General features: G+C 63.1%; 21 protein-coding genes. All 21 read right to left on the reverse strand.

Annotated features, from left to right (window positions below; genetic code table 11):
- Positions 1–107: 107 nt before the first annotated feature.
- The 21 genes from ACQRAG_RS01695 to ACQRAG_RS01795 all read right to left on the reverse strand — a co-directional run bounded on the left by ACQRAG_RS01695 (position 108) and on the right by ACQRAG_RS01795 (position 19,937).
- Entirely contained in the window at positions 108–941 is an 834-nt protein-coding gene (locus ACQRAG_RS01695; protein WP_427805259.1) for a hypothetical protein, read from the reverse strand.
- Between the two features lie 10 nt (positions 942–951).
- Positions 952–4,152 (reverse strand): DUF4815 domain-containing protein, encoded by a 3,201-nt coding sequence (locus ACQRAG_RS01700; protein ID WP_427805260.1) that lies wholly within the window; start codon positions 4,150–4,152, stop codon positions 952–954.
- Positions 4,153–4,162: 10 nt separating this feature from the next.
- Positions 4,163–4,702 carry a hypothetical protein gene (locus ACQRAG_RS01705; RefSeq protein ID WP_072332578.1) on the reverse strand — a complete coding sequence of 180 codons (540 nt, stop codon included), beginning with the start codon at positions 4,700–4,702 and terminating at the stop codon, positions 4,163–4,165.
- Positions 4,703–5,995: a phage tail protein gene (locus ACQRAG_RS01710; RefSeq protein WP_427805261.1), complete on the reverse strand. Its 1,293-nt coding sequence runs from the start codon at positions 5,993–5,995 to the stop codon at positions 4,703–4,705. It lies immediately after the preceding gene.
- 2 nt (positions 5,996–5,997) lie between these two features.
- Positions 5,998–7,185 carry a baseplate J/gp47 family protein gene (locus ACQRAG_RS01715; RefSeq protein ID WP_427805262.1) on the reverse strand — a complete coding sequence of 396 codons (1,188 nt, stop codon included), beginning with the start codon at positions 7,183–7,185 and terminating at the stop codon, positions 5,998–6,000.
- Positions 7,136–7,609 carry a baseplate assembly protein gene (locus ACQRAG_RS01720; RefSeq protein WP_289616181.1) on the reverse strand — a complete coding sequence of 158 codons (474 nt, stop codon included), beginning with the start codon at positions 7,607–7,609 and terminating at the stop codon, positions 7,136–7,138. Before ACQRAG_RS01720 ends, ACQRAG_RS01715 begins: the two co-directional genes overlap by 50 nt.
- A 111-nt stretch (positions 7,610–7,720) precedes the next feature.
- Positions 7,721–8,479, reverse strand: coding sequence for a baseplate assembly protein (locus ACQRAG_RS01725; protein ID WP_418236562.1), 759 nt, complete (start codon positions 8,477–8,479; stop codon positions 7,721–7,723).
- A 1-nt stretch (position 8,480) separates the two neighbouring features.
- Positions 8,481–9,164: a hypothetical protein gene (locus ACQRAG_RS01730; protein ID WP_289616179.1), complete on the reverse strand. Its 684-nt coding sequence runs from the start codon at positions 9,162–9,164 to the stop codon at positions 8,481–8,483.
- A 131-nt stretch (positions 9,165–9,295) separates the two neighbouring features.
- Positions 9,296–9,835: a hypothetical protein gene (locus ACQRAG_RS01735; RefSeq protein ID WP_239465045.1), complete on the reverse strand. Its 540-nt coding sequence runs from the start codon at positions 9,833–9,835 to the stop codon at positions 9,296–9,298.
- Positions 9,832–12,372 (reverse strand): phage tail tape measure protein, encoded by a 2,541-nt coding sequence (locus tag ACQRAG_RS01740; protein ID WP_427805263.1) that lies wholly within the window; start codon positions 12,370–12,372, stop codon positions 9,832–9,834. The genes ACQRAG_RS01735 and ACQRAG_RS01740 overlap by 4 nt, the downstream gene beginning before the upstream one ends.
- Before the next feature lie 172 nt (positions 12,373–12,544).
- The gene (locus ACQRAG_RS01745; RefSeq protein ID WP_427805264.1) at positions 12,545–12,871 is read right to left on the reverse strand and encodes a hypothetical protein; all 327 of its coding nucleotides are present in this window, start codon (positions 12,869–12,871) and stop codon (positions 12,545–12,547) included.
- A 116-nt stretch (positions 12,872–12,987) separates the two neighbouring features.
- Entirely contained in the window at positions 12,988–13,452 is a 465-nt protein-coding gene (locus ACQRAG_RS01750; protein WP_427805265.1) for a hypothetical protein, read from the reverse strand.
- A 9-nt stretch (positions 13,453–13,461) separates the two neighbouring features.
- Positions 13,462–15,177 carry a DUF2586 domain-containing protein gene (locus ACQRAG_RS01755; RefSeq protein WP_427805266.1) on the reverse strand — a complete coding sequence of 572 codons (1,716 nt, stop codon included), beginning with the start codon at positions 15,175–15,177 and terminating at the stop codon, positions 13,462–13,464.
- A 4-nt stretch (positions 15,178–15,181) separates the two neighbouring features.
- The gene (locus tag ACQRAG_RS01760; protein ID WP_427805267.1) at positions 15,182–15,556 is read right to left on the reverse strand and encodes a hypothetical protein; all 375 of its coding nucleotides are present in this window, start codon (positions 15,554–15,556) and stop codon (positions 15,182–15,184) included.
- Positions 15,557–15,565: 9 nt separating this feature from the next.
- Positions 15,566–16,084, reverse strand: a complete 519-nt coding sequence (locus ACQRAG_RS01765) for a translation initiation factor 2 (RefSeq protein WP_204625967.1) — start codon at positions 16,082–16,084, stop codon at positions 15,566–15,568.
- A 9-nt stretch (positions 16,085–16,093) separates the two neighbouring features.
- Entirely contained in the window at positions 16,094–16,585 is a 492-nt protein-coding gene (locus tag ACQRAG_RS01770) for a phage virion morphogenesis protein (RefSeq protein ID WP_204625966.1), read from the reverse strand.
- A gap of 1 nt (position 16,586) precedes the next feature.
- Complete coding sequence (locus tag ACQRAG_RS01775) at positions 16,587–17,018, reverse strand: phage protein Gp36 family protein (protein ID WP_289616177.1); 432 nt, start codon at positions 17,016–17,018, stop codon at positions 16,587–16,589.
- A gap of 145 nt (positions 17,019–17,163) precedes the next feature.
- Positions 17,164–18,162: a major capsid protein gene (locus ACQRAG_RS01780; protein ID WP_427805268.1), complete on the reverse strand. Its 999-nt coding sequence runs from the start codon at positions 18,160–18,162 to the stop codon at positions 17,164–17,166.
- Positions 18,163–18,193: 31 nt separating this feature from the next.
- A complete protein-coding gene (locus tag ACQRAG_RS01785) occupies positions 18,194–18,781 on the reverse strand; it encodes a hypothetical protein (RefSeq protein ID WP_427805269.1) in 588 nt (195 codons plus the stop codon).
- Positions 18,782–18,798: 17 nt separating this feature from the next.
- On the reverse strand, positions 18,799–19,728 hold the full coding sequence (locus tag ACQRAG_RS01790) for a phage protease (RefSeq protein WP_427805270.1): 930 nt from the start codon (positions 19,726–19,728) through the stop codon (positions 18,799–18,801).
- 5 nt (positions 19,729–19,733) lie between these two features.
- Positions 19,734–19,937, reverse strand: coding sequence for a hypothetical protein (locus ACQRAG_RS01795; RefSeq protein ID WP_412625904.1), 204 nt, complete (start codon positions 19,935–19,937; stop codon positions 19,734–19,736).

Genomic DNA, 19,937 nt, shown 5'->3' on the forward strand with positions numbered 1-19,937 from the left:
CACCGCAAACACCGGTAATGCTGGCGGGGGGCAGGCCCATACCCACCCGTTGACCGGAAGCGTAGGGGCTACTGAAAATCTGCCACCTTTTCATAGTTTCCCCGTGGTCATGCGGTGCGCATGATCATGTGAAAGGAGAAAAATGGCGACAAGTTGTCGGCTTGATCTGTAGCCCCCTCAAACGGATGGGCGTGGGGCTGAGAGCCACCGGCGCTTTGGGTGTACTGAGTCCCTCCATTGGAGCGATCCCCTGAATCACTGGCGAATTGGTTACCGGGACTGGAGGCATTTTGCCCGTATCGCGAGCCGTAAGAGGCATGCGTATGGCTTGGCATCTGCTCTGTGGACAGGGTGGTCTCCCCGACAGTGCCAGCAAGACCGTGTTCGTGGGTCTCGGACCCGCCAGCAGAGCCAGCCGGATGGGCTTCGGATGCGCCCAAAACGACACGCCCTCTCATGTCGGGCACGGTACCGCCGTGGCCATCTTCCCCGCCGTCACAGAGTACCCAGTTTTCACGCGGTTCCGTCTCTCCGGGCATAATGGCGCGGCGGCCGTCGGAACCGCCAAACTTTACGCCGTCAACAGCAATGGGGACGCGCATGGGGAAAATGTCCCACGGGTTGATCTTGGCTACCGTTTCCTGCAGAGCCTCGATTTGCTTCTTCAGGGCGGCGATGGCGTTGTCATGACCGGAATCCGCCTGGGAACGGGCTTGTTCCTCCTGGGAGATGGCTTCCGCCAGGTTCTTGCCCTGGAATTGCATGGCGTTTGCCAATGTCGTGTCGGCCTCGGCCAGTGCCGCAACGGCAGCGTCCGATTTTTCCGCGAACCGGTCCAGGGCCTGCAGGCTTTCCCGAATACGCGGGCAGTCCTCACGCAGCGTATTGCGCGGGTGCGGCAGGGGCAGGGACAGATGGGGAGTCTTTTCGTCGTAAGCCATACGGTCCTCTCTACTTCACGGCCAGCATGCGGATATTGCGGACACGGGGACGGGCCGTGGCCGTGCCCGACAGCTCGATCTTGGCCTTGACCATATCGCCGCCGGAAAGGGCCAGCTCGTAGCGGAACTCCACCAGCCCGTCGCCTTGGTTCACGGTCCCGGCTTTGGTCATCTCCTGCCATTCCCCCTCATCCTCGCGCATTTTGGGCGTCACGGCGGCCCCGGCGGGAATGATGGCGTCAAAGATCAGAACGCCCTTGGCCGCACCGGAAGACGTGATGCTGCGGGTGCAGTAATCGGCGGTCGCCCCTACCTTGCCGCACACCAGCATGGTGCCGGGATACAGCACGGGGGATGCGGTGGCGTCTCCGGAGAGGGAAGCCTTCACACTGAAGCGCCCGGTCTGGCCCTTGGCAAAGTTCACGGCCTGACCTTCAGCCATGCTGGCGGTCGTACCATCCGGCAAGTCCACGGCATACTGGACAGAGGTCTTGGCCGTAGGCAGGTCGGACAGGCCGAACAGGAGCATGTCCGTGGCCTCCTCTTCCGTATCCACACTGCCCAGGTCAATCTCCTGCGCCTGGGCGCTGGTGAAATCAGCTTTCAGCAGGCGGAAGGCCATGTCCTTGTCCTGGTGGGCTGTCCAGGTACTGGCATTGGACGACGAGAGCATGACGCCGATGGTATAGGGCTGGCTGGTGACATAGCTCTTGCGCAGTTCGTCGTATTCTCCCAGCACGGCAATGGCCAGGGAGGTCTCGGCGTCGTCGCACAGCACGACGAGCGCATATTCCACATTGGCCGACAGGGCCACCGGCGCATCGAACAGCACGCGCGTATGCCCCCCGCCGGTGACCACCATGTCGGCCCTGGCGATGTGTGCTTCCGCGAACACCACGCGCGTGGGAACGCCGTTTACCACCTCGCGGATCTGGACCTGGGCATCACCGCCCGCCGCCGTGAAATAGAGGTCCACACCGGCAAGCTGCATGGCCTCTTCGGCAACAAATGTCTGCGCCAGAGGGTCGACCCATACGGTCGTCACCTGTTTGACCTGCCGCAGGGTCTGCACGGTCAGCGTACCTTGTCCCACGAACACGGCCTGTCCCTGTCGGCTGTGCGCGGACACGACGACTGTTTTTGCCCCGGCGGGCACATTGGGCGGGATGGTGAACACGCCGCGTGCCACACCGTTTTCGTCCGCCGTGATCGTACCCGGTTCGCCCCCGGAGGTGCGGCATTCAACGACCATGCCGTCAAAGGTCACCTCATGGACAGTTTCCCCCGGCTCCAGGTCCCGCGCTTCAAATCTCACGTCGATCTCGCGCAGGAACTCCAGTGCGCTGGACTGGCTGGACAAGGTCTCGGTGCTGGTCTTGGTCTCCGTCCCCACAACGACGTGGTAGTAGCCGTCCCGGCTGACATCGAATTTTTCTGTCACGGGGCTGGCCCATGTGGTGTCGTATTCCGTCCAGCGGTCGATGCTGGGCGTCAGGGTGACGCGCGCGGGCATGGGGTCAAAGGCGGAATAGGGATTCACGCGCATGGAATTGGTCCGCAGGGTCTGGGCAAGAGCCACCACGGGCACATACGAGCGGGATTTCGGTACGCTGATGTCCCTGGACAGCATGTAGGCCGACGCGGCAATGGGCAGACACAGCTCCCCGCCAACAATGGCGGCCGTCTGGCTGACGCCCTGGTCACGCATGCTGTCATCCAGCAGCGGGTCGACAAACATGCCGACACGCGCGCCGTCTTCCCGCGTGGTGGCATCGGCTTCAAGGCGCTGCCTGGCCACTTCGGCCATGACGTAATCCAGGCGGGCATTGATGGCCTGAATGTCGGCAAACGGCACCACACGCACCCCGTCATTGACGACAGCAGGAGCGCCGCGCCATGCCTGGGTGACGCTGGCCAGCGCCAGCATGGTGGCCGGGACAGCCGGGGACTTGGGGGCCAGCTCGTTGCCGACGCCCTGTACCCACTCGAACGCACCGTCCTGGGTAACACACAGGCGGTCGATACGCGGCAGGGCCTGCTCGTAGGTCACAAGGACGTTGCTGTCGCGCACGGCGTTTTTGACGCTGAAACCGTCGGCGTCCACGTCATCCGGCACCTGCTGTGTCATGACCGTATATTTGACCTGGTAGGACGACCCCGTGGCGGGTTCGTCGCCCGCCGGGGACCAGTCGATCCTGTCCCCGTTCTTGGTGTAGTCGTCTCCGGACACATAGACGGTGTCCCCCTGCTTGACCTCCAGCAGGGCCACTACCGACGTATCAGGCAGAGCGTCCTCGCAGCCCGCGTAGCTGCCGTGCGTCAGCTCCACGCTTTTCTCGACGATGACGTTGACCTTTTTCACGGCATGGATGGGCGGATGAGCCACAGTGATGCGCTGGCTTTCCGTGCCGTCGCCCACATGGACTTCCGTGTCGATGGTGCGCAGGTCCGGACGCGCCGGGTAGGACAGGCGGCGGGATGTGGGCACCTCCACCCCGTAACCGTACACACGGCACCGGCCTTCAGACAGGTTGTATATCTGAGCGTCGTCGGTCTGCTCGGCAAAGCGCAGCAGCATCCCCTCAGCCACATAGCCGCTGCCGCCTGTACTGTCGCGGTCATAGCGGGCGATGCCCTGGGTAAAACTGTCCTGGTTCGGCGGCTGTTCCTTGGCCCGCACGACGCCGTTGTCCACGGTATGCACGGGCACAAAGCGCCCGGACCCGCCATCCGTATCAAAGCCCCACAGCGCCTCGACCTTGAGCCGCCATGCGCCCGCTTCGCCTTCGCCGTCACAGCCCTGCGCCGGGTTGCGCAGCGCGGGATCTTCATTCTCGCTGATGACGGTAAGCACCAGACGGATGCCCACCGTCACCGTGCCGGACGTGGGTATCACGAAACTGGCCGGAGGAACCCCGCGCACCTTGCCTGCCAGATAGATGGCCCCGGCCTGCGCAGTGACCTGCCCGGTGGAGGCGTCCACGGAAATCTGCGCGTCGCGAATAATGTCGCCGTCGGCAAACAGGGCGTCGCCAAGGCCCCTGGCATGTTCAAAAAAAAGTTCCTGCAGGTCGTTGAGTTCACGGCCCTGGAGCACATATCCGTCGCGGAAGAGGATGCTTTCAAAGTTTTTTTCCGGGTCGTGCAGGTTGTAGTAGTTGTCCGGGGTGGAAGGCAGCTCAAACAGGCCGCCCATGATTTTCTTGCCCATGTGATGCTCCTTAGATGGCCTGGACCAGCTCGATGCCGATCTTGCGGTTGGGGCTGCGGGTGATGGGTTCGTCGAGGATCTGCGCGGCAAACAGGCGTCCCGCGTTCACGATTTCTTCAGGACGGAAATAGAGCTGGCCGGCGGGACAGTCCGGGGAGACCTCCGTATCCATGAAAACACCGACCTCGCGCAACGTGGCGGTGGGGGCGTCGCTGTAGTCAAAGTCCGCGCGCAGGTACAAGTAGGCCGTCGGCTCGGCACTGTAGGCGTAGCGTTTGGTGACCACCTCAACGGTCCCCTCCTCGGTAACGCGCTTCTCGACAGGGACCACGATGGAGCCGTTATCGTCGGGCGTCACAAATCCCACCACAGAGGGCTTGCGGCGACCCACCTCGTTGACCAGGGCAGTGGCCTTGACCAGTGACGGCCATTCCAGAGGGTCCATACTGTCCCAGGCCTCGTCGCCCAGACCCCACGCGATATGCAGCGGGCGTGCGGCAATGGCGACAGCCATCGCGATACGCCCCTGTTCGGTAACGGTAGATTGCATTTATTCCTCCGTGATGGATATTCCCATGCAGGCATGGATGGTGTCCCAGGCGGCATCATTCCAGCCGCCTTCCTCTTCCCATGTCCCGGCATTAAGCCAGGGAGAGTGCCCGACCTGGACCATTGTCTCCGATCCCCAGCACTGACCGGGCACGGCTCTGGGGAAGGCCAGTTCCCCCATGCTCCGGCGTTCCGCCTCATAGGCCCACAAACACACGGGCGTGCGCACGGGACCATGATTGCCAAGACGCAGGTCCCCCAGCCTGTTGACGCCGCGCGCCAGCACGATACGACGCACGCCCCCCAGCCGTTCATTGATACCGGACAGGCGGGACAGGCCCGTTTCCAGCTGGCTGCGTGCCGTATGGCGGATGCCGAGTTCAAACGGCGGGATGTAGCGGGTAAAGCCCTCCCAGCGTTCCCAGGGGCGGTCGTCCCAGCTCCCGTCATTCCAGGAGGCGGAAAAGTACACGTCCTCGCCGCTGCCAATGCTGACCACCTCGGACATGACAAAGGGATTGCGGCGGATGAACGTGTCAGAGAGCCGGGACACGCTCAGCACAAAATTGTTGACGCGGCGCGGCCCATACAGGGTCAGCAGCTCCGTCAGGCCCCAGAGCGGAGAACCATCCAGCAGAGGCGGGCCGAACAGGCTGATCTTGACGCCAAAGGCGATGACCACGTCGCCGTCTCCGACGCCGGGGTCCGTGGTCCCGCTCCAGAACGACAGGATGCCGCTGCCCAGCTTGGGGCCTATACCGGGGATGATGGGCCGCCGGTCGTTGGTGTCGTTGTAGATACGGAAAAAGAAACTGCGTGCCGGTTTGTATTCCTGGATCAGCCAAACGAGGTGCGCAAGGCTGTCGAGCTGGGCTTGCTGATCCCCGTAATGAGGCGGCGTTTCCAGCCGCACCATGAACTCCGCCCAGCGCGTGGGCGCAAACTGGCGCATATTCTCGATGGCTTCGACGTGGTAACCGTAGGCTGCCAGAATCTCCGGCAGGCCCTGCTGCTTGCCCCCCAGCATGTGCCAGCGCCAGGCATTGACGACACGGGTGCGGAACTGCGCGTCGCTTTCCACGGGGCTGCGCACCAGGCCCCGGCTTGCCCCGAAGGCGGACACAAGCCCCGGCTCGCAGAGAGCCGGGAACCACTGCCGCCGGAAATACACGACATCATCCCGCGTCTCGTCCAGCGCATGGGCCATGCCCCGGACGAGACCCTGCAGGGGACCGGGGGCATGGATCAAAGGCCATGCCAGGATGGCATGAAAATATTTCCAGAACTCGGACACGGTTACGCTTCCTCGGCCCTGACGGCGCGCAGGGCAAGGCTTTCAAGGCGGGCCACGCCATCGGCGGGCACGACCAGCACGTCCTGTGTCGGGCTGGTCCAGGTCACACGCTTGACGCCTGCGACCGCCATGACCGTATGCGTCAGCAGGTCGAGCGTCAGGTCCTGCCCGATCTGCAGGGCCGTCACGTCAGCCAGGGGGCTGGTCTCCGCGAACAGGGCACGCAGACGGTTCTCCGCCTGGGTCGTTATGGCGTCTGGATCGCCGTCGGTGTATTCCAGCACGCCGTCTATGGTGGCGGCCACGGGCACAGGTCCCTTGACCAGCCAGTCGTCGTTTATGGGCACGTTGGGGGCCACGGCCTCCCGGACTTTCTGCAACAACGCTTCGGTGGGCAGCACGTCCGCACCGCGCACGACAATGTCCACGGTGCCCTGGCCGCGCGGATGCCGGTCCAGGATCGACACCGAGGTCACACCCGGCACGGACAGTGCCCAGGCCATGTAGGCGAACTTGGTGCAGCCGTTGTTTGCTTGCCATTGCAAGGCATAGCGCCGTTGCAGGCTGGCGTCCGTTTCTTCGTCGGCCCCCTCGCTGACCAGCCAGTCCGCCGGGTTGCTCACCCCGGCAACGCCCGTTACGGGGGTCACCAGCTCGCATATCTGTCCGACGGATGCATTGGCCGCTGCGCCGTAGTCCTCCGCCTCGACTTCCACATCCACATGGTCCGCCCCGGCAGGCAGGACAGCGGTTGCGACCGTGCTGTATCGAAAAATACGGCCCGTGCCGTCCGGCAGGGTGCGCACGATGCGCCCGGCAGGGATGGTGATGTTTGTGTCCTGACCGGTCTCCACGGCGCGGGCAAAGCGCACTTTCCCCCGCGCCTTGGTCGCCGGACGGCGGGTCACGTCCACCCCGGCGGCGTGCATGTCCAGCCATTCCCCCGTTGCCCCGTCCGGGCTGACCTGCTGCAGCAGACGTTGCAACAGGCTGTAGATCTGCCAGTAGCCCCAGCAAAAAATTTCCAGCAGGCCGCGAACCACGCCCTTGTTCAGGTTCAGGCGCACGGGCAGATAACCGTAGGTGGCGAGGCTGTCCTGTGCCGTCTCCACATAACCGAATACGGAGGCCCGGACGTCCTCAATCGTCCGGGAAACACGGGGTAAAACTGTCTGTTCGCGGGTCGGCATCTTCAATCACCAGTTCCATGGTCAGCTTGTTCACCTGCAAAACCAGGCTCAGCGGAGTGTCAGTATCCAGAAAACGCCAGGTTGCCAGCGCCGTGATGGATGTTTCATCCCACGCCGTCACCGTACAGCGCACCGAACCGACGACGACACGCGGGTCTTCCTCCACACGCATGACGATTTCCGATTCAAACGCCGCCCGATTCCCCGCTGTGGAATCCTCCAGGATCCAGTCGTGGATAAGGCTGCCGAACTCCCGGTCGTAGAACAGATTGCCAAGGCGGGTAAACATGCGCAGGCGGATGTCCTGGACGCCAGTGGCCACTCCGTCCGTCAGCAAAAGTTCACCGTTGGCCGCCACGCGGGCCTGCCCACTGTCGTCCAGGGCAATGTCTTGCCCCCAGAGGTCTGTCGTCGTGTCGCTCATGGGAACAACTCTGGCACAAAAAAAAGAAGCGCGCCCGGAAAGGACGCGCTCCATGCAAAGAAGTTTTGGCCGGTTTTCATACTCATTTCCGCACGATAAATAAGAACGACACTAGTGCGGGCAGCTGCCCCCGCTGCGGCTACCGGCATAGGAATCCCCGTTGACGCGGGAGCTGCCGCCGGTCGTGGTGTCGCCCGTGACTTCCTGGTTGCCCCGGATGATCACGTCGCCCTCAAATTCCGCCTTGCCCTTGCCCGTGCCGTCAAGGGACTTGCAGACCACACGGCCCTGCAGGTTGATGAGCGGCGCAACGATGTTGGCCACGTTCCCGGCCTGCAAGGTGGCGTCCTTCCCCGTCTGGATGGTCGCATTGTCCCCGGCCTTGACCGTCCAGCTTTTCCCCGCTTCCGTCCGCACATCCTGCGGCGTCAGCGTCACCACCCGCTTGTCCTTGTCGATGCGCAGTTCCACGCCGTTCTCAAGCTGGATGACAAACTCATTCAGCGCCGCCTTGGGCGCATTCATGCCGCCGCCCCAACGGATGTTGGAGATATACGGGTAGTTCGGATCGCCGTCATAATAGGCCAGGTCGCACAGCACCCCGGAAACGGGCGGGCAGACAACGCCCCGATCTGGGCCGCCCCACAGCACGGGCAGAGCCACGCGCGGCACGACCGGCTCCTTTGGGTCCGGGCTTTCATCGTTCCGGAGCGGCTGCACGTCGCAAAAATATTCCCCATCGCTTGCGTACACGGCCACCACCCTGGCCTTCCGTGGCAGGCGGTAATAATGCCGCAAGTCAGGCATGGCCAGCTCAACGAGCTTGCGGATCAGGCCCACAAGGTCCCGTTTGCCCTGACTGTCGTCCATACTACAACCACCCCGTGTCCTTGCCGTAGCTGATGACCGTGGAATTGCCGCTGCCCTGAAAGGTATGCGCCACCGTCAGCGCCCGCACCGTTTCGTCAACGCCGCGCCGGGTATCCCGGATATGCACCAGACGGCTGTGCGTCAGCCCCGGCAACGGCACGGACACCACCACGCCCACGCCGTCCGGCGTTTGTGGAGGCGTGTGTGCGATCAGGTTTTCCGCCGTGGCCACGCTGTACACGTCGCCCGGTTCGTCCCCGGCGCTCCAGGTCAGGCCGGACGCACCCAGCCACAGCGCGTGGCGGCTCATGTCGTGCCCGAAAGATCGCTCCAGGCTATGGGAAAGCTGCTTGACGGCTCGCGCCACGGACACGCCGGAAAACACCTGCCAGGGGAGCACTTCCCCCGGAACCTCCACAGCGCCCACGGCAAGCCCGGTTCGGGCCAGCAGACGCCGGGCCACCACATCCGCCGGTTCCCGATAAAAGCTCTCCGTCACCGTGGTGGTCGTCAGCGCTTTTTCCAGGCCTACGGCCCGCACAACCACCGCGTCCGCGCCGTCCGCATCCCGGCGCGGCTGGTCGATGCCTTCCACCGTGCCTTCCCATTCCTGCCACATCCCGGCTTCGCCACGGTAGCCCCAGCGCACGGCCACCGCCTGCCCCACGGCAAGCCGTGACCGCACTTCGCCCTCCGGGTCCGGAACATGCACCGTCGCCCGGCTCAACACCGCGCAGCGACGGAACACCAGCTCCAGAAACGGGCTGCGCAGAATCTCCACCGGTCCCACGTTGCAGCGTATGTTCAGCCCCTCGATCATTGCACGTCCACCCCGATGACCGTTTCCGGCTGTTCGGCGGCTTTCTCGGCCTTTTCCTTCGCCTTCTTCGCCAGTTCCGCCGGGGTAGGCGTCTTGGCCTGCGCCCGTTCCTGCCTGATGATGGGCGGGTTATGCTCCACAAAGGCCAGCGAGGCCCGGATTTCATCCGTCCGGCACGATTCCGAGGAATCCAGGCGCGAAAACACCACCCGCCGCACGCCGCGCGCCAGCAAATGGCTGTTCGCCACGGTAAAGATGGACGGGTTGGCCTTGCCGTCCGTTTTCTTGAAAAAGCCCTCCAGCACCGCCAGTTTGTCATAGCAGGTACCGCTCTCATCCGTGAGCAGGGTCAGCGTCAGACTGATGTCCGCGTCTTCCCAGCCCTGCGGCGTCTTTTTCTTGCCGCTGGCCTTGTCCACGCTCTGTTCGTCAAAGCGCACCTTCCCGCTGACCCGCAAATCTGACAGAAGGCCGGGCAGCTCTTCGCCGCCTATCCTCACAATGCCATCTTCAAAGCTCAGAAGTTTCACACTCATGCCAGGCTTCCTCCCATTTCCGTGGCCGCTGCCTGCAAGTCCTCGTAAAAGCTCTGCCCGTTCTTGACGTTGGGCAGCGTGATGTTGGCGATATGCAGCGTCCAGGATTGCGACACTGCGGCCTGGTCCCCAGCGGCAAGTCCCTGCCGGCTCCGCGCTTCGGCCACGTCGGCGGACATCCCCGGAGCGTCGGGCACCATGGGCGCCTCGCCCGTGGCGGGGGCGGGAATGCCGTTGCCCCACAGCCCGTCCCACCAGGTGCCGATGCTTTCTTTCAGACTGCTCAGCTTGTTGGAAAGCGTCGCGTACAGGCCGGGAAAGCCAGCGTTCATGCCTTCGCCCAGCGTGGACATGAGACGCGCCCCGGACAGCGTCAGCGTGGACAGCGGGCCTTCCTTCGCGTCGCTGAACGGCAAGAGGTCGCGCAACCTCCCCAGCGCGTCGGAAAACGTTTGCTTGAGACTTTCCACCTTGGACAAGATGCCTTCCTTGAAGGTATCCAAAAGCCGCGCTCCGGACTCGAAAAGGTCCAGGCCCGAAAGCCATTCCGTGGCCTGCGCCCAGGCGTCTCGTATCCAGTCTCCGATACGGAAATAGTCCGCAAAGGCCATGAGCGAATCGCAGAAGTTGATCCAGATATTCTCGGCCATGGCCGTGGCCGTGACCCAGTCTCCGGTAAAGAGGGCGCACACCAGGCGCACCAGGGATACCAGGGAATCGATGCCGCGCACCACGTTGGCGATCACCGTTGCCACCAGCTCCAGCCCTATGCTCAGCACGCCGCCCAGGATCTCACCCAGGCCCCGCGCCTCGGACGATGCACTTTTGACCTCGGTCCCGAATACCCAGCCTATCAATTCGCCCAGAGAGTCGAACAGGTCACGGACCTTGAGGATGGCCGGAATCAGCGCCACCACCGCACCGTCAAAGTTCACCCCCTCCCGGATGCCCGTGAAAAATTCCTTGATGCGGTAGGCCACGCGGGACACCGTGGTCACAATGCCCACCAGGCCTTCCGCCTTGATGTCTTCCGCCAGCTCGCCACGGATTTCACCCACGCCGTTCTTGAGCGAACCGAACACCGCCGTCACGCCCTGGATCACCAGCGAAATGTTCCGTCCCCAACGGGTAAGCGTGGTGGCGATGCCTCCGAAGTCCTTTTTCCAGGCCGCATACAAAAGACCCACGGCGGCGATCAGCGCCCACACCGGCCAGCCCAGCCCCAACAGGGCAGTTTTGATGGCAAGCAGTGTCTTGGCCACAAATGGCACGGCCTTGGACACCGCCCATAGCCCGGCGGAAAACGCCGTCACGGCCAGTACGGCGGCGGCCAGACCTCCGGCGGCTGCTATCAGCCATTGCCCGAAGCGCGTTTCCGCCACCCAGCGCAGGGCGTCCGCCACCGCGCCAAGCGCGTTGGCTCCGGCGGTGACGACCGGCAAAAAGACGTTGCCGACGGCAATAGCCAGGTTGGTCAGCTTGTTGGACAACAGTTGCAGGGCGTTTTGCGTTGTCTTGCTGCGCGTGTCGAACTCCGCCTGCATGGAACCTGCGTACTTGCTTTTGTCCGCCACCAGCTCGAACGCCTGCGAAAGATTGCTCATGTTTTTCAACAACGGAGCTATGGCCCCCAGGGATTCCTGACCGAACATCTCGGTCAGGAGGGACATTTGCAGTTCCTTGGGCTTTTTCGCTATTGCCTCAAGGACTTTGAAAATCGTTCCTTGGGCATCGGTCTGCATATCTTTTGCCAGTTGCGTGGCGGACAGACCGACAGATGCAAAGGCTTTGGCCTGATCCTTGCTCATGGCCGTGCCCTTGACCAGCGTGGTGGTGAAGCTCTTGAGCGCTGTCGCCGCCACTTCCGGGCTGGCCCCGGCGGAAAGAAAGGCCGCGCCGAGGGCCGCCACCTTCGTTTCCGACAGGCCGCAGACCATAGCCACCGCGCCCACGCGCTGGATGACCTCACCCAGCGCCGGAGCCGTGGCGTTCATATTGTTGCTCAAATGATTTACAGCGTCGGCCAAGGAGTAAACTTGCGGCAACGACAGCGCCATACCGGCCCGCCAGTCGGACATCATCTTGCCCGCCTGGTCTCCGGTCAGGTCGAAGGCCACGCCCATTGTTGCAGCCTGTTCCGCGAACTCCGCCAGATCTTCCTTGGCCACTCCGGATTGTCCGGCAGCGGCAATGATGGCCGCAATGCCGTCCGCCGCCATCGGGATGCGCCCGGCCATGTCCATGACCGTTGTGTTCATCTCCCGCAACTCGGCGGCGGTCTCGAAGTTCACGACCTTGGCCACGTCGGCCATGGCACTTTCAAACTGCATGGCCTTGCCGGCTGCCATGCCCAAAGCCCCGACCAGAAGCCCGGCGGCCAGTGCCGCCGGACCCATGGCCAGGGCCAGATTGCCCATGCGTTCCCCCAGTCCCGCAGTCGTCAGATCCACGCCCTTCATGGCCCGCTTGATACGGTCCAGAGGGCTGGAAAGCAGGTCCACCAAAGACAGCGTGGCAAATACAGAAAAGACTTCCATGGTCAAACCTTGCGAGTACCCCAAAAATTGCGGGACAGGGCTTCAAAAAAGCGTCGTTCCATCCAGACTGCCAGGCCAACCTGCCGTGCCCATTCCTCCAGGTCTTCCGACGGCTGAAGGTGGAGCCAGTGCAGGATCAGGGCATCGCCCTGGCCGTAGCCGTCCGGCTCCGCTAGTTTCCCAGGTCGGCGGAAATGCCTACACCTTTCAAAATGGCCGTGGCAAAGGTGGACGACAGACCGGGATACTCTTCCATAGCTTCGGTGAGCGCCTGCTTGTCATCCGGGTGTACGCAGTCCAGGACAAGATTACGCGAAGCCTGCCCGGCATTTCTGGCAGCCTTGTCCTGCAGGCGCTGGATCTGCGTCTTGGTCGGTTTGGCAAAGCGGTACGAAAGCGTCACTTCCGGCGCGTCATCCGCGCTGTTTCCGGCCCACATGTCGGCAAAGGTGTGCGAGAACAGAACATACTTGCGGTTGGTCTCTTTGGTCTCAGGCATAAGAATCACTCCTTGTTTGAGGCGGACACTATTGTCCGGCGCTTATGAAAACATGCCATGAAAAAGAAGAGCGCGCCCGGAAAGGACGCGCTCCATGCGAGGTTTTTCAGTCCCGGCTACAGGCCGGTGACCGACCGGTCTTTTTTGGCCGGGACCCCATTCCAGAGGATGGGTTTCAGGATCGTGAACTCGCAGGTCATGGGGCTCACGTTGTCGTCCCCCTGGCTGCCGCCAGCACCACTGAATTTGGTGATCTTGCAGTCTTTCAGGGTATCCGTCACCGTGGGCATGTCGTTGTTCGCATACGACACCACGATGGTGAACGGCGCATGGTCGTAAATGCCACCACCCGTGGCGGTCAGCTCGTTCTTGAGCTTCTCCCATTCCTCACGGTCCAGCACCATGCTGCCGCTGGCCTCGTAGTTGCCGCGTCCGTAGCCGCGCGGGATGCTGCCCCTGCCGTAACGGGCCGTGATCTCCTGCCCGTCCTCGTACTTGATCTCCGTGATGCCCACGACTTCGCCATTCGTCAGGTTCACGGTGATGCTTTCCCAGTCGTATTTATTGCCGTTGGCGGACATGCTGCCTCCTTACCCTGCCAGCGCGTAGTCCTCGATGCGCGGGTCAAACGTCGAACCCGCGTAGGTGTAGCGGTTATACAGCCGGATCTCCCGGATGATCGGGATGCCGATAAGTGTGATTTCCACCGATACGCCGTCCCGCGCCACATTTTGCCCGGACGGAATGTCCACCACATAACCTGCCAGTTCCCCGGCGGCGACCATGGCGTCCAGCGCGTTTTCCAGAGAGGCCTTCAGATAGGCCAGCCCGCCGTCGTTACCCCGGCGCAGCGGGTCGCCCGCTTCGTCGTACAGGCTCTTGCGCGCCGCGTCCCTGGTCAGGCGCACGGCCTTGAACGTGGTCCGCAGCACCTCTTCAAAGCGGAAATCCGACGTGTTCTCCGACAGCGTACGCGAATCCCCCCAATAGGCTCCGGACGATCCCGTGTATTTTTTCGCCGTCAGGAACCCGGCTTCCTCCAGCGTCGGGCGCACAGCTTCCCAGCCTGCCGGGAGCTGGAGCTGCGACACGGGGCCGTCCTTGTAGCGGCCCGTGGCACGCTGCACCGGGATGGACATCACGCGCCCGGCCTGCAAGCCCGCCGCGTTGCGCAGCCTGGCCGCACCTGTCGTGTCCGTGATCTCCCCGTACTGGCAGCATACCGTCACAAAACGACAGGCCACGTTCTGCCTTTCCGCCAGCAGAGCGGCGGTATAGGCGGAGAGGTCCTCCCCGTCCTGGGGCAGACGCGCCTCCATTTTGAAGTAGGTGGGTTTCTGCCTGTTCCAGAGGTCGTCCGCCTTGGCCTGGGCCGCCGTCCAGTCCACGGAATCCGACGGACCGACGATATACACGAACTCCACGTCATACACGGACAGCGGTTCCTCCAGGGCCTCCAACACATCCACGATGGACGGCGCGGGCGGCAGCAGGCGGCAGGTATAGGTGGTGCCCGCCACATAGTCCCCGGACGGGAAGCTCAGTTTGACACCGTAATCGGCCAGCTCGTGGAGGCCGTCCACGGGGATGGTGCGGATGGTCGTAAACGAATCCCCTCCGTCCACGGAAAGCTGGAATGTCCCTTCGTTCCTGTCGCCGCCCTTCACAATCTGGATCACCAGTTCCGCGCCATCCAGCACGCCGGAAGCCAGTTCTTCCACTTCCACCAGGGGACTTTCCGCATCCCCGACACGGTACACCGGCCCCACCGGACAGCGCACCGCAAAGGAATACGTTGCTCCTGCCTCCAGCGTCGCGCCCTCAGCAAACACCAGCGTGGCCCCCGTGGGATCCTCCCCGGAGCTCACGGGATTCTGAACAGCGGACGGCGCGGCCTCGGCAAAGGTCTTGCCGCCGTCCGTGCTGATCTCCAGCGTGGCCGTGCCCACGGCTCCGGGCGTGGCCACACGGACGACCACATCCGCATTCAGCGCCGGATAGCCCGATACCGTGGCCCCGGTCTTTCCTTCCGTCACCGTCAGGGCGGAAATGTAACCGCCAGGCTGCCCCTGGACAGGCACAGCCACCACATACGGTTCCTGTCCGCCCGTTACCAGCATGTCGCGGATACGGTCCACCAGCGGCCCCGTGCCCAGCAGCTCTTCCAGGTTCGTGCGCTTGCCGATCAGGTACGCCTTGCCCACAATACCCTTGGAGCAGACGCCTGCCACCAGGGCCTTGCCGTCCACGCCGCCGGTCACGATGCCCGACGTGCCGTCTATCAGGTATTGGATTACATCGCCCATATTGCTACCTCACACGACCGCCGCCCATCCGGCGGGTCCTGATGCCGTTCAGGGCTTCCCGGTACGCGGCATCCGTCACCATCTTGCCCGCTTCCCAGCCCATCATGCGGCGCAGGGCGGCATCCATCCAGGTCGGCACACGGTGACGGTCCGCCAGCACAGAAAGGCTTTCCAGTTGCGGCCCGGCTTCCGCACGCACGACAGCCGCCACATCTTCTTGCGGATCAACGGACGTTTCCCGTACTTCCGACGTCGTCTCCTCGACATGCGCGCCTCCTTCTTCTTCCCTGGGTTCCGCTTCCGTAACAGCCTGTTCCGGGGCCGCCGTGACGGTCTGGGAATCGGGAGCCTGCTCCGCTGTTTTCTTTTTCGTAGCCATACCGGCCTCCTAATAGAATGTGGGTTCGTTGATGGTGTGAGAGGGAATCAGCTCTTCCGCTTCCTCCCTCGTGATGCGCCCGGTAAATGTCACAACGTACAGCCGGTTCACCCTGGTGAACACGGCAATGACTTTTTCGCCCACGCGCTTGTCCGGAGCGCGTCCAAAGGTGGCCTGGCTGGCCCGTACCCGTATCCAGTTGCCCCGGCTGTCGTTGCCCCCGGAGGAAAGCGCGGCCACAAAGTCATACGAAAATCGCTCCAGCCAGGCCCGGTCATCCGCCAGAATGTTGGCGTTGACCGTCAGCTCCACCTCGTACAGTTCCCGCTTGCGGATCTGGTCCGTACTCTGGCGGCATACGTTCAGCGTGCGGCCCGTGCGGGTCAGCGTTTCCGGCATGAACTGCAATTCGATGCGCGGGCGCTTGATGGTCAGATTGTCCTTTTTCACCATGTCGATCACGCGGCCTTCCGGCAGACCGGCGGCCAGCGCCGCCCGCGTGATGACCTCGGTTGCGAATGCCTGCATGGCTCTCCCCTAGGCCTTGAACGCCCCGGCCAGAAAGTCGGCCATGGTCGACTTGACTTCCTCCATATCTTCCTTGGAAACGCCCAGGTACGGGCGGGCTGGGATGGTCACTGCGTCCACGGCCACGGTCTTGCCGTCGCTGTCCTTGAACACCAGCTTTTTGGCTTTCTTGGGCTTGATCTCGCCGCCTTTCTGATGAATCCGGGCATAGGCCAGATTGCTGCCCACCATGACCTTGTTGGACGTGGCCGCGTAGTCGATGGATCGGCGCAAGCGCCCCGAATCCGTCAGCGTCTCGCCGCCGTCTTCCAATGCGCGCCGGGAAGGCTTCCAGGGCTTGCCCTTCGGGTCCTTTTTCTCGTCAAAGCGTTTCATGGTGCCGGATACCAGTGCATCGCCCACGGACTCCATGAGCGCCTGCGTGTTGCCCAGCTTCCCGGTCGCCCTGCCGAGTGCCTTGTCCAGACCGCCCCAGTGCAGGGAAACACCGCTTTTGCCCATCCTACAGCCCCCGCAGGTCAAAGAACGGCGGGCGGCTCACCACGGCAAACGTCGGGTCTTCCCTATCCGCGTTGACTTCGGTCAGCGGCAACTTTTGTTTGCCGGACACGATGTCCTCCAGCAGGTCCGTGCAGTATTTCCATTGCTTTTGCAGGGGGATCCATTCGTTATCACTGCTGGCTTCCGTATCCATCAGGGATGTGATAGCCCCCACCACGCGGTAGGCGCTGATGGCCGTGGCGATGTAGCGCACCAGCTCCGGCACCTGCGGCCACGGCTGCGGATACCGGTACGAAAGCGCGTCCGCAATCTCCCCAGACACAGCCTCGATGGTCCGGTCCACCAGGCCGGGATTTTGCTCCTCACACGCCGTCACATAATCCGGGTGCATCAGGTCCAGCACTGCCTTGCGCCCGCACAGAATCATGGACATGCCTTTTCCTCGCGTTTTAGACTAGTTTTAGAATAGTCTAAAAAGTTTCCCTTTCCCCACGCCCGTCGTGGAGGCAAAAACGCCTCCACGGGGCGCTCAGGGCGTTGCGGCAGCCGTTGCCCGCAAAGCGAGCTTGCTATGCCTTCTAATCGACCACCACGGATTTGCAGGAGGCGCGCGAAGGACGCGCCGGAAGCGGTTTGGCCTGGCCGATCAGCATGATGCCGCTGTCGTCCTGACGGGGCACCGGCACGATGTGCAGCGGCGTGGCCGCATTGTTGGCCGAAATGGAGTCAATGGCGCAGTACCACACCTTGCCGGGCTGAGTCTTTGCCACCGCAAGCAGCGTCTTGGCGTCCAGCTTGGGCAGCCATTCCCCGTCGTCTTCCGGGTTCGGATACGTTTCGTCCATGAAACGGATGGTGTAGCCGCCCACCGCCACGCGCCCTTCTTCCAGGGAAAGGTGGTACGGCCTGTTCTCCGCAGTGGACGAATACTGCTCAACGATGCCCAGCAGCACGGCAGCCACGTCCGGCCCGGCCCAGAACTCCACGCTGCCGCCGAGCCCCGCCTTCCTGACTTCCAGCTCCATGCCACGCAAAAGCCGGTACACGTCAGGCAGCCTGGAAGCCGTCGTCAACTTGGCTTCAGGCTCAAAGGACAGCAGAGGGCCGTAGTCGATCTCATACACATGGCGGCGGCCGCCCTCCAGCTCCACAGGCCAGGCCAACCTGCCCGTGGACGCCACCACGGAGCACATCCCTTCCACTGTGTTACGCACGGTCTGGCGGATCTGGTCCACCTTGCGCGTGCGCCAGGCCGTCAGCGCCGCCTTGTTGCCGAAGATCACCCGCAAATCGTTCAGCTCGCTGGCCGTCACCGGAATCTGCACCTTGATGGGCAGCGGGGCCACAAATTCCATATCCACCCCTTCCCCGCGCAGGGAAATGGGCGTGCCGTCACGACGCACCACCGGCACCGATTGCACGGCGGCCTTCAGGTCAGAAATGCCGATCAGCGGCAGGGGATGCGTGGGACGGTCCTTGAACAGATTGTCCATGACCGTTGTTTCCAGCGGCGGCAGCGACTCCAGCGAAGCGGCGATGGCCTCCGGCGTGAACAGTCCTTTCAATTGCGCAAGCATAGAGATTCCTTCGTGTTAGACGTTTTTTAGACTACACGGCGAACACGCCGTGCCGTGCCAGCATGGCCAGCTGCCCGCCCGTGGGGGTCTGGCCGTCACCGGTCTTGAGAACGCGGGTCTTGACCGTGCCGTGCACCACGGCTGCCGCGCTCGTTTCCGCCTTATCCCCCGTGGGGTCGCAGGGCAGATCCACCACGGCGCACGCCTCCGCGTCCGTGGAAAGGGCCGGCTCATACGTCACGTCCTCCACGGTCAGCGTCACGGTCACGGTATCGCCGCTTGCGGCCTCTCCCGTCAGGGAAATGCCGTAGTCCAAAAGTGTGGCCTCCTGACCGTCCAGCTTCCAGGCCGAATCATAGGCGAACGCATACACGCCCACCTTCTTCCGGGCTTTGGCCGCGAACGTCGCAGGTTCCACGCTGGCGGCGGTCACGCCAGTGTTTTCTTCCCCGGTCGTGGCCGTAGCGCCATACACGTCCACGGCTTTCAGCAGTGTGCCCACGGCAAGGGGAGCCGCCACGCCCTCGGCAAGCGGCAGGTAATGGATAACGGCGGGATGATTATCCGTGGCGGCGCGCTCGCCACCAAAACTGTATTTTCCCAGGTGCCCTTCATTCATGCTGGCTGCTCCTGCGGTTAAAGTTTGGACGCCATCTTGTCGTAGTCAAAAGCCGGATCGTCCCCACCCGCATGGGCCGGAGGCGCGGTAAAGTTCGTCCCCCGTTCGTCCACGGGCCGGGCTTCAAGCTCGCGCAGATAGCGTTCTTCCAGGCTGACCTTTTCCGTCGTGCCGTCGGGCGCGGCAAAGTCCACCGTATCGTCCTGCGCCGCCAAGCGGGCCGCAAAGTCCAGGATGCCCGCCTTTTCGGCAGGCTTTACCTTCCCGGCCTTCACCAGCGCGGACACGCGCGCTTCCCTGCGTTCGCCTTCCACCTTTTCACGGTAGGCGGCAAAGTCCGCATGGGCCTGGCCCGCCTTCTTTTCCGCGTCCTCACGGGCGGCTTCGGCTTTTTCCTTGTCCTGTTTGTGGCTTTCCGCCTTCTTCTTCAGCTCCGCGTTTTCCGCGCGCAGCGTCTCGATCTGCGCCGTGAGCTGGCCCACCTGCCGCTGCAATTCTTCAATATTCATGCTGTCTCCTTCGCCGCTCGCAGCGGCAAAATCCACCGTTATGGCGTCGCCGCCGTCCTTGAACTCCACCGCCTTGAGGCCGTCGATGGCGGGCTGCGCCGCCCCCAGAAGCGCCACATGCCGCAGGCTCACCCGGTCCGGCATGAGCGACATGGAAACGTGGCGATAATGTCCGCCCGCCACCAGCTCCCGCACCTTCTCCGGCACGTCCCGGAACCGGGCAAACAGTTTGCCTCCTTCGCTTTTCAGTTGCTCCGCCCAGCCGAACGCCGGGGCGCTGTCGCTTGCCGGATGCCCGAACGTCAGCGGCGCGTCCCGCCGGGCCGGGTCGTAGGCGCTGGCGATGGCGGCAAGGTCCCGTTCCGTAAACGTCTGGGGACGCCCGGCGCTGTCCGTGAACGTGCCCGTGCGCGCTATCTCGATCCATTTTCCAGCCATGGGCCTCACCAGATAGACAGAGCCGACATGTTCAGCTGCTGAATCTCAATCCCACAAAGAGAAAGCAGGGCGGCGCGAACTAGGGTCTGGCTGCATCCGTTGTCTTTCAGCACCCGCGCCGTTTCTTCCAGAATGTCCGGCAGCTCCGGGGGAATGCCTTCCCGGATATTCCGTCTGGTTCCTTTTTTGCTTTCGGTATTCCTTCGCAT

The sequence above is a fragment of the Desulfovibrio sp. SGI.230 genome (assembly GCF_050313065.1).
Taxonomy (GTDB): domain Bacteria; phylum Desulfobacterota; class Desulfovibrionia; order Desulfovibrionales; family Desulfovibrionaceae; genus Desulfovibrio.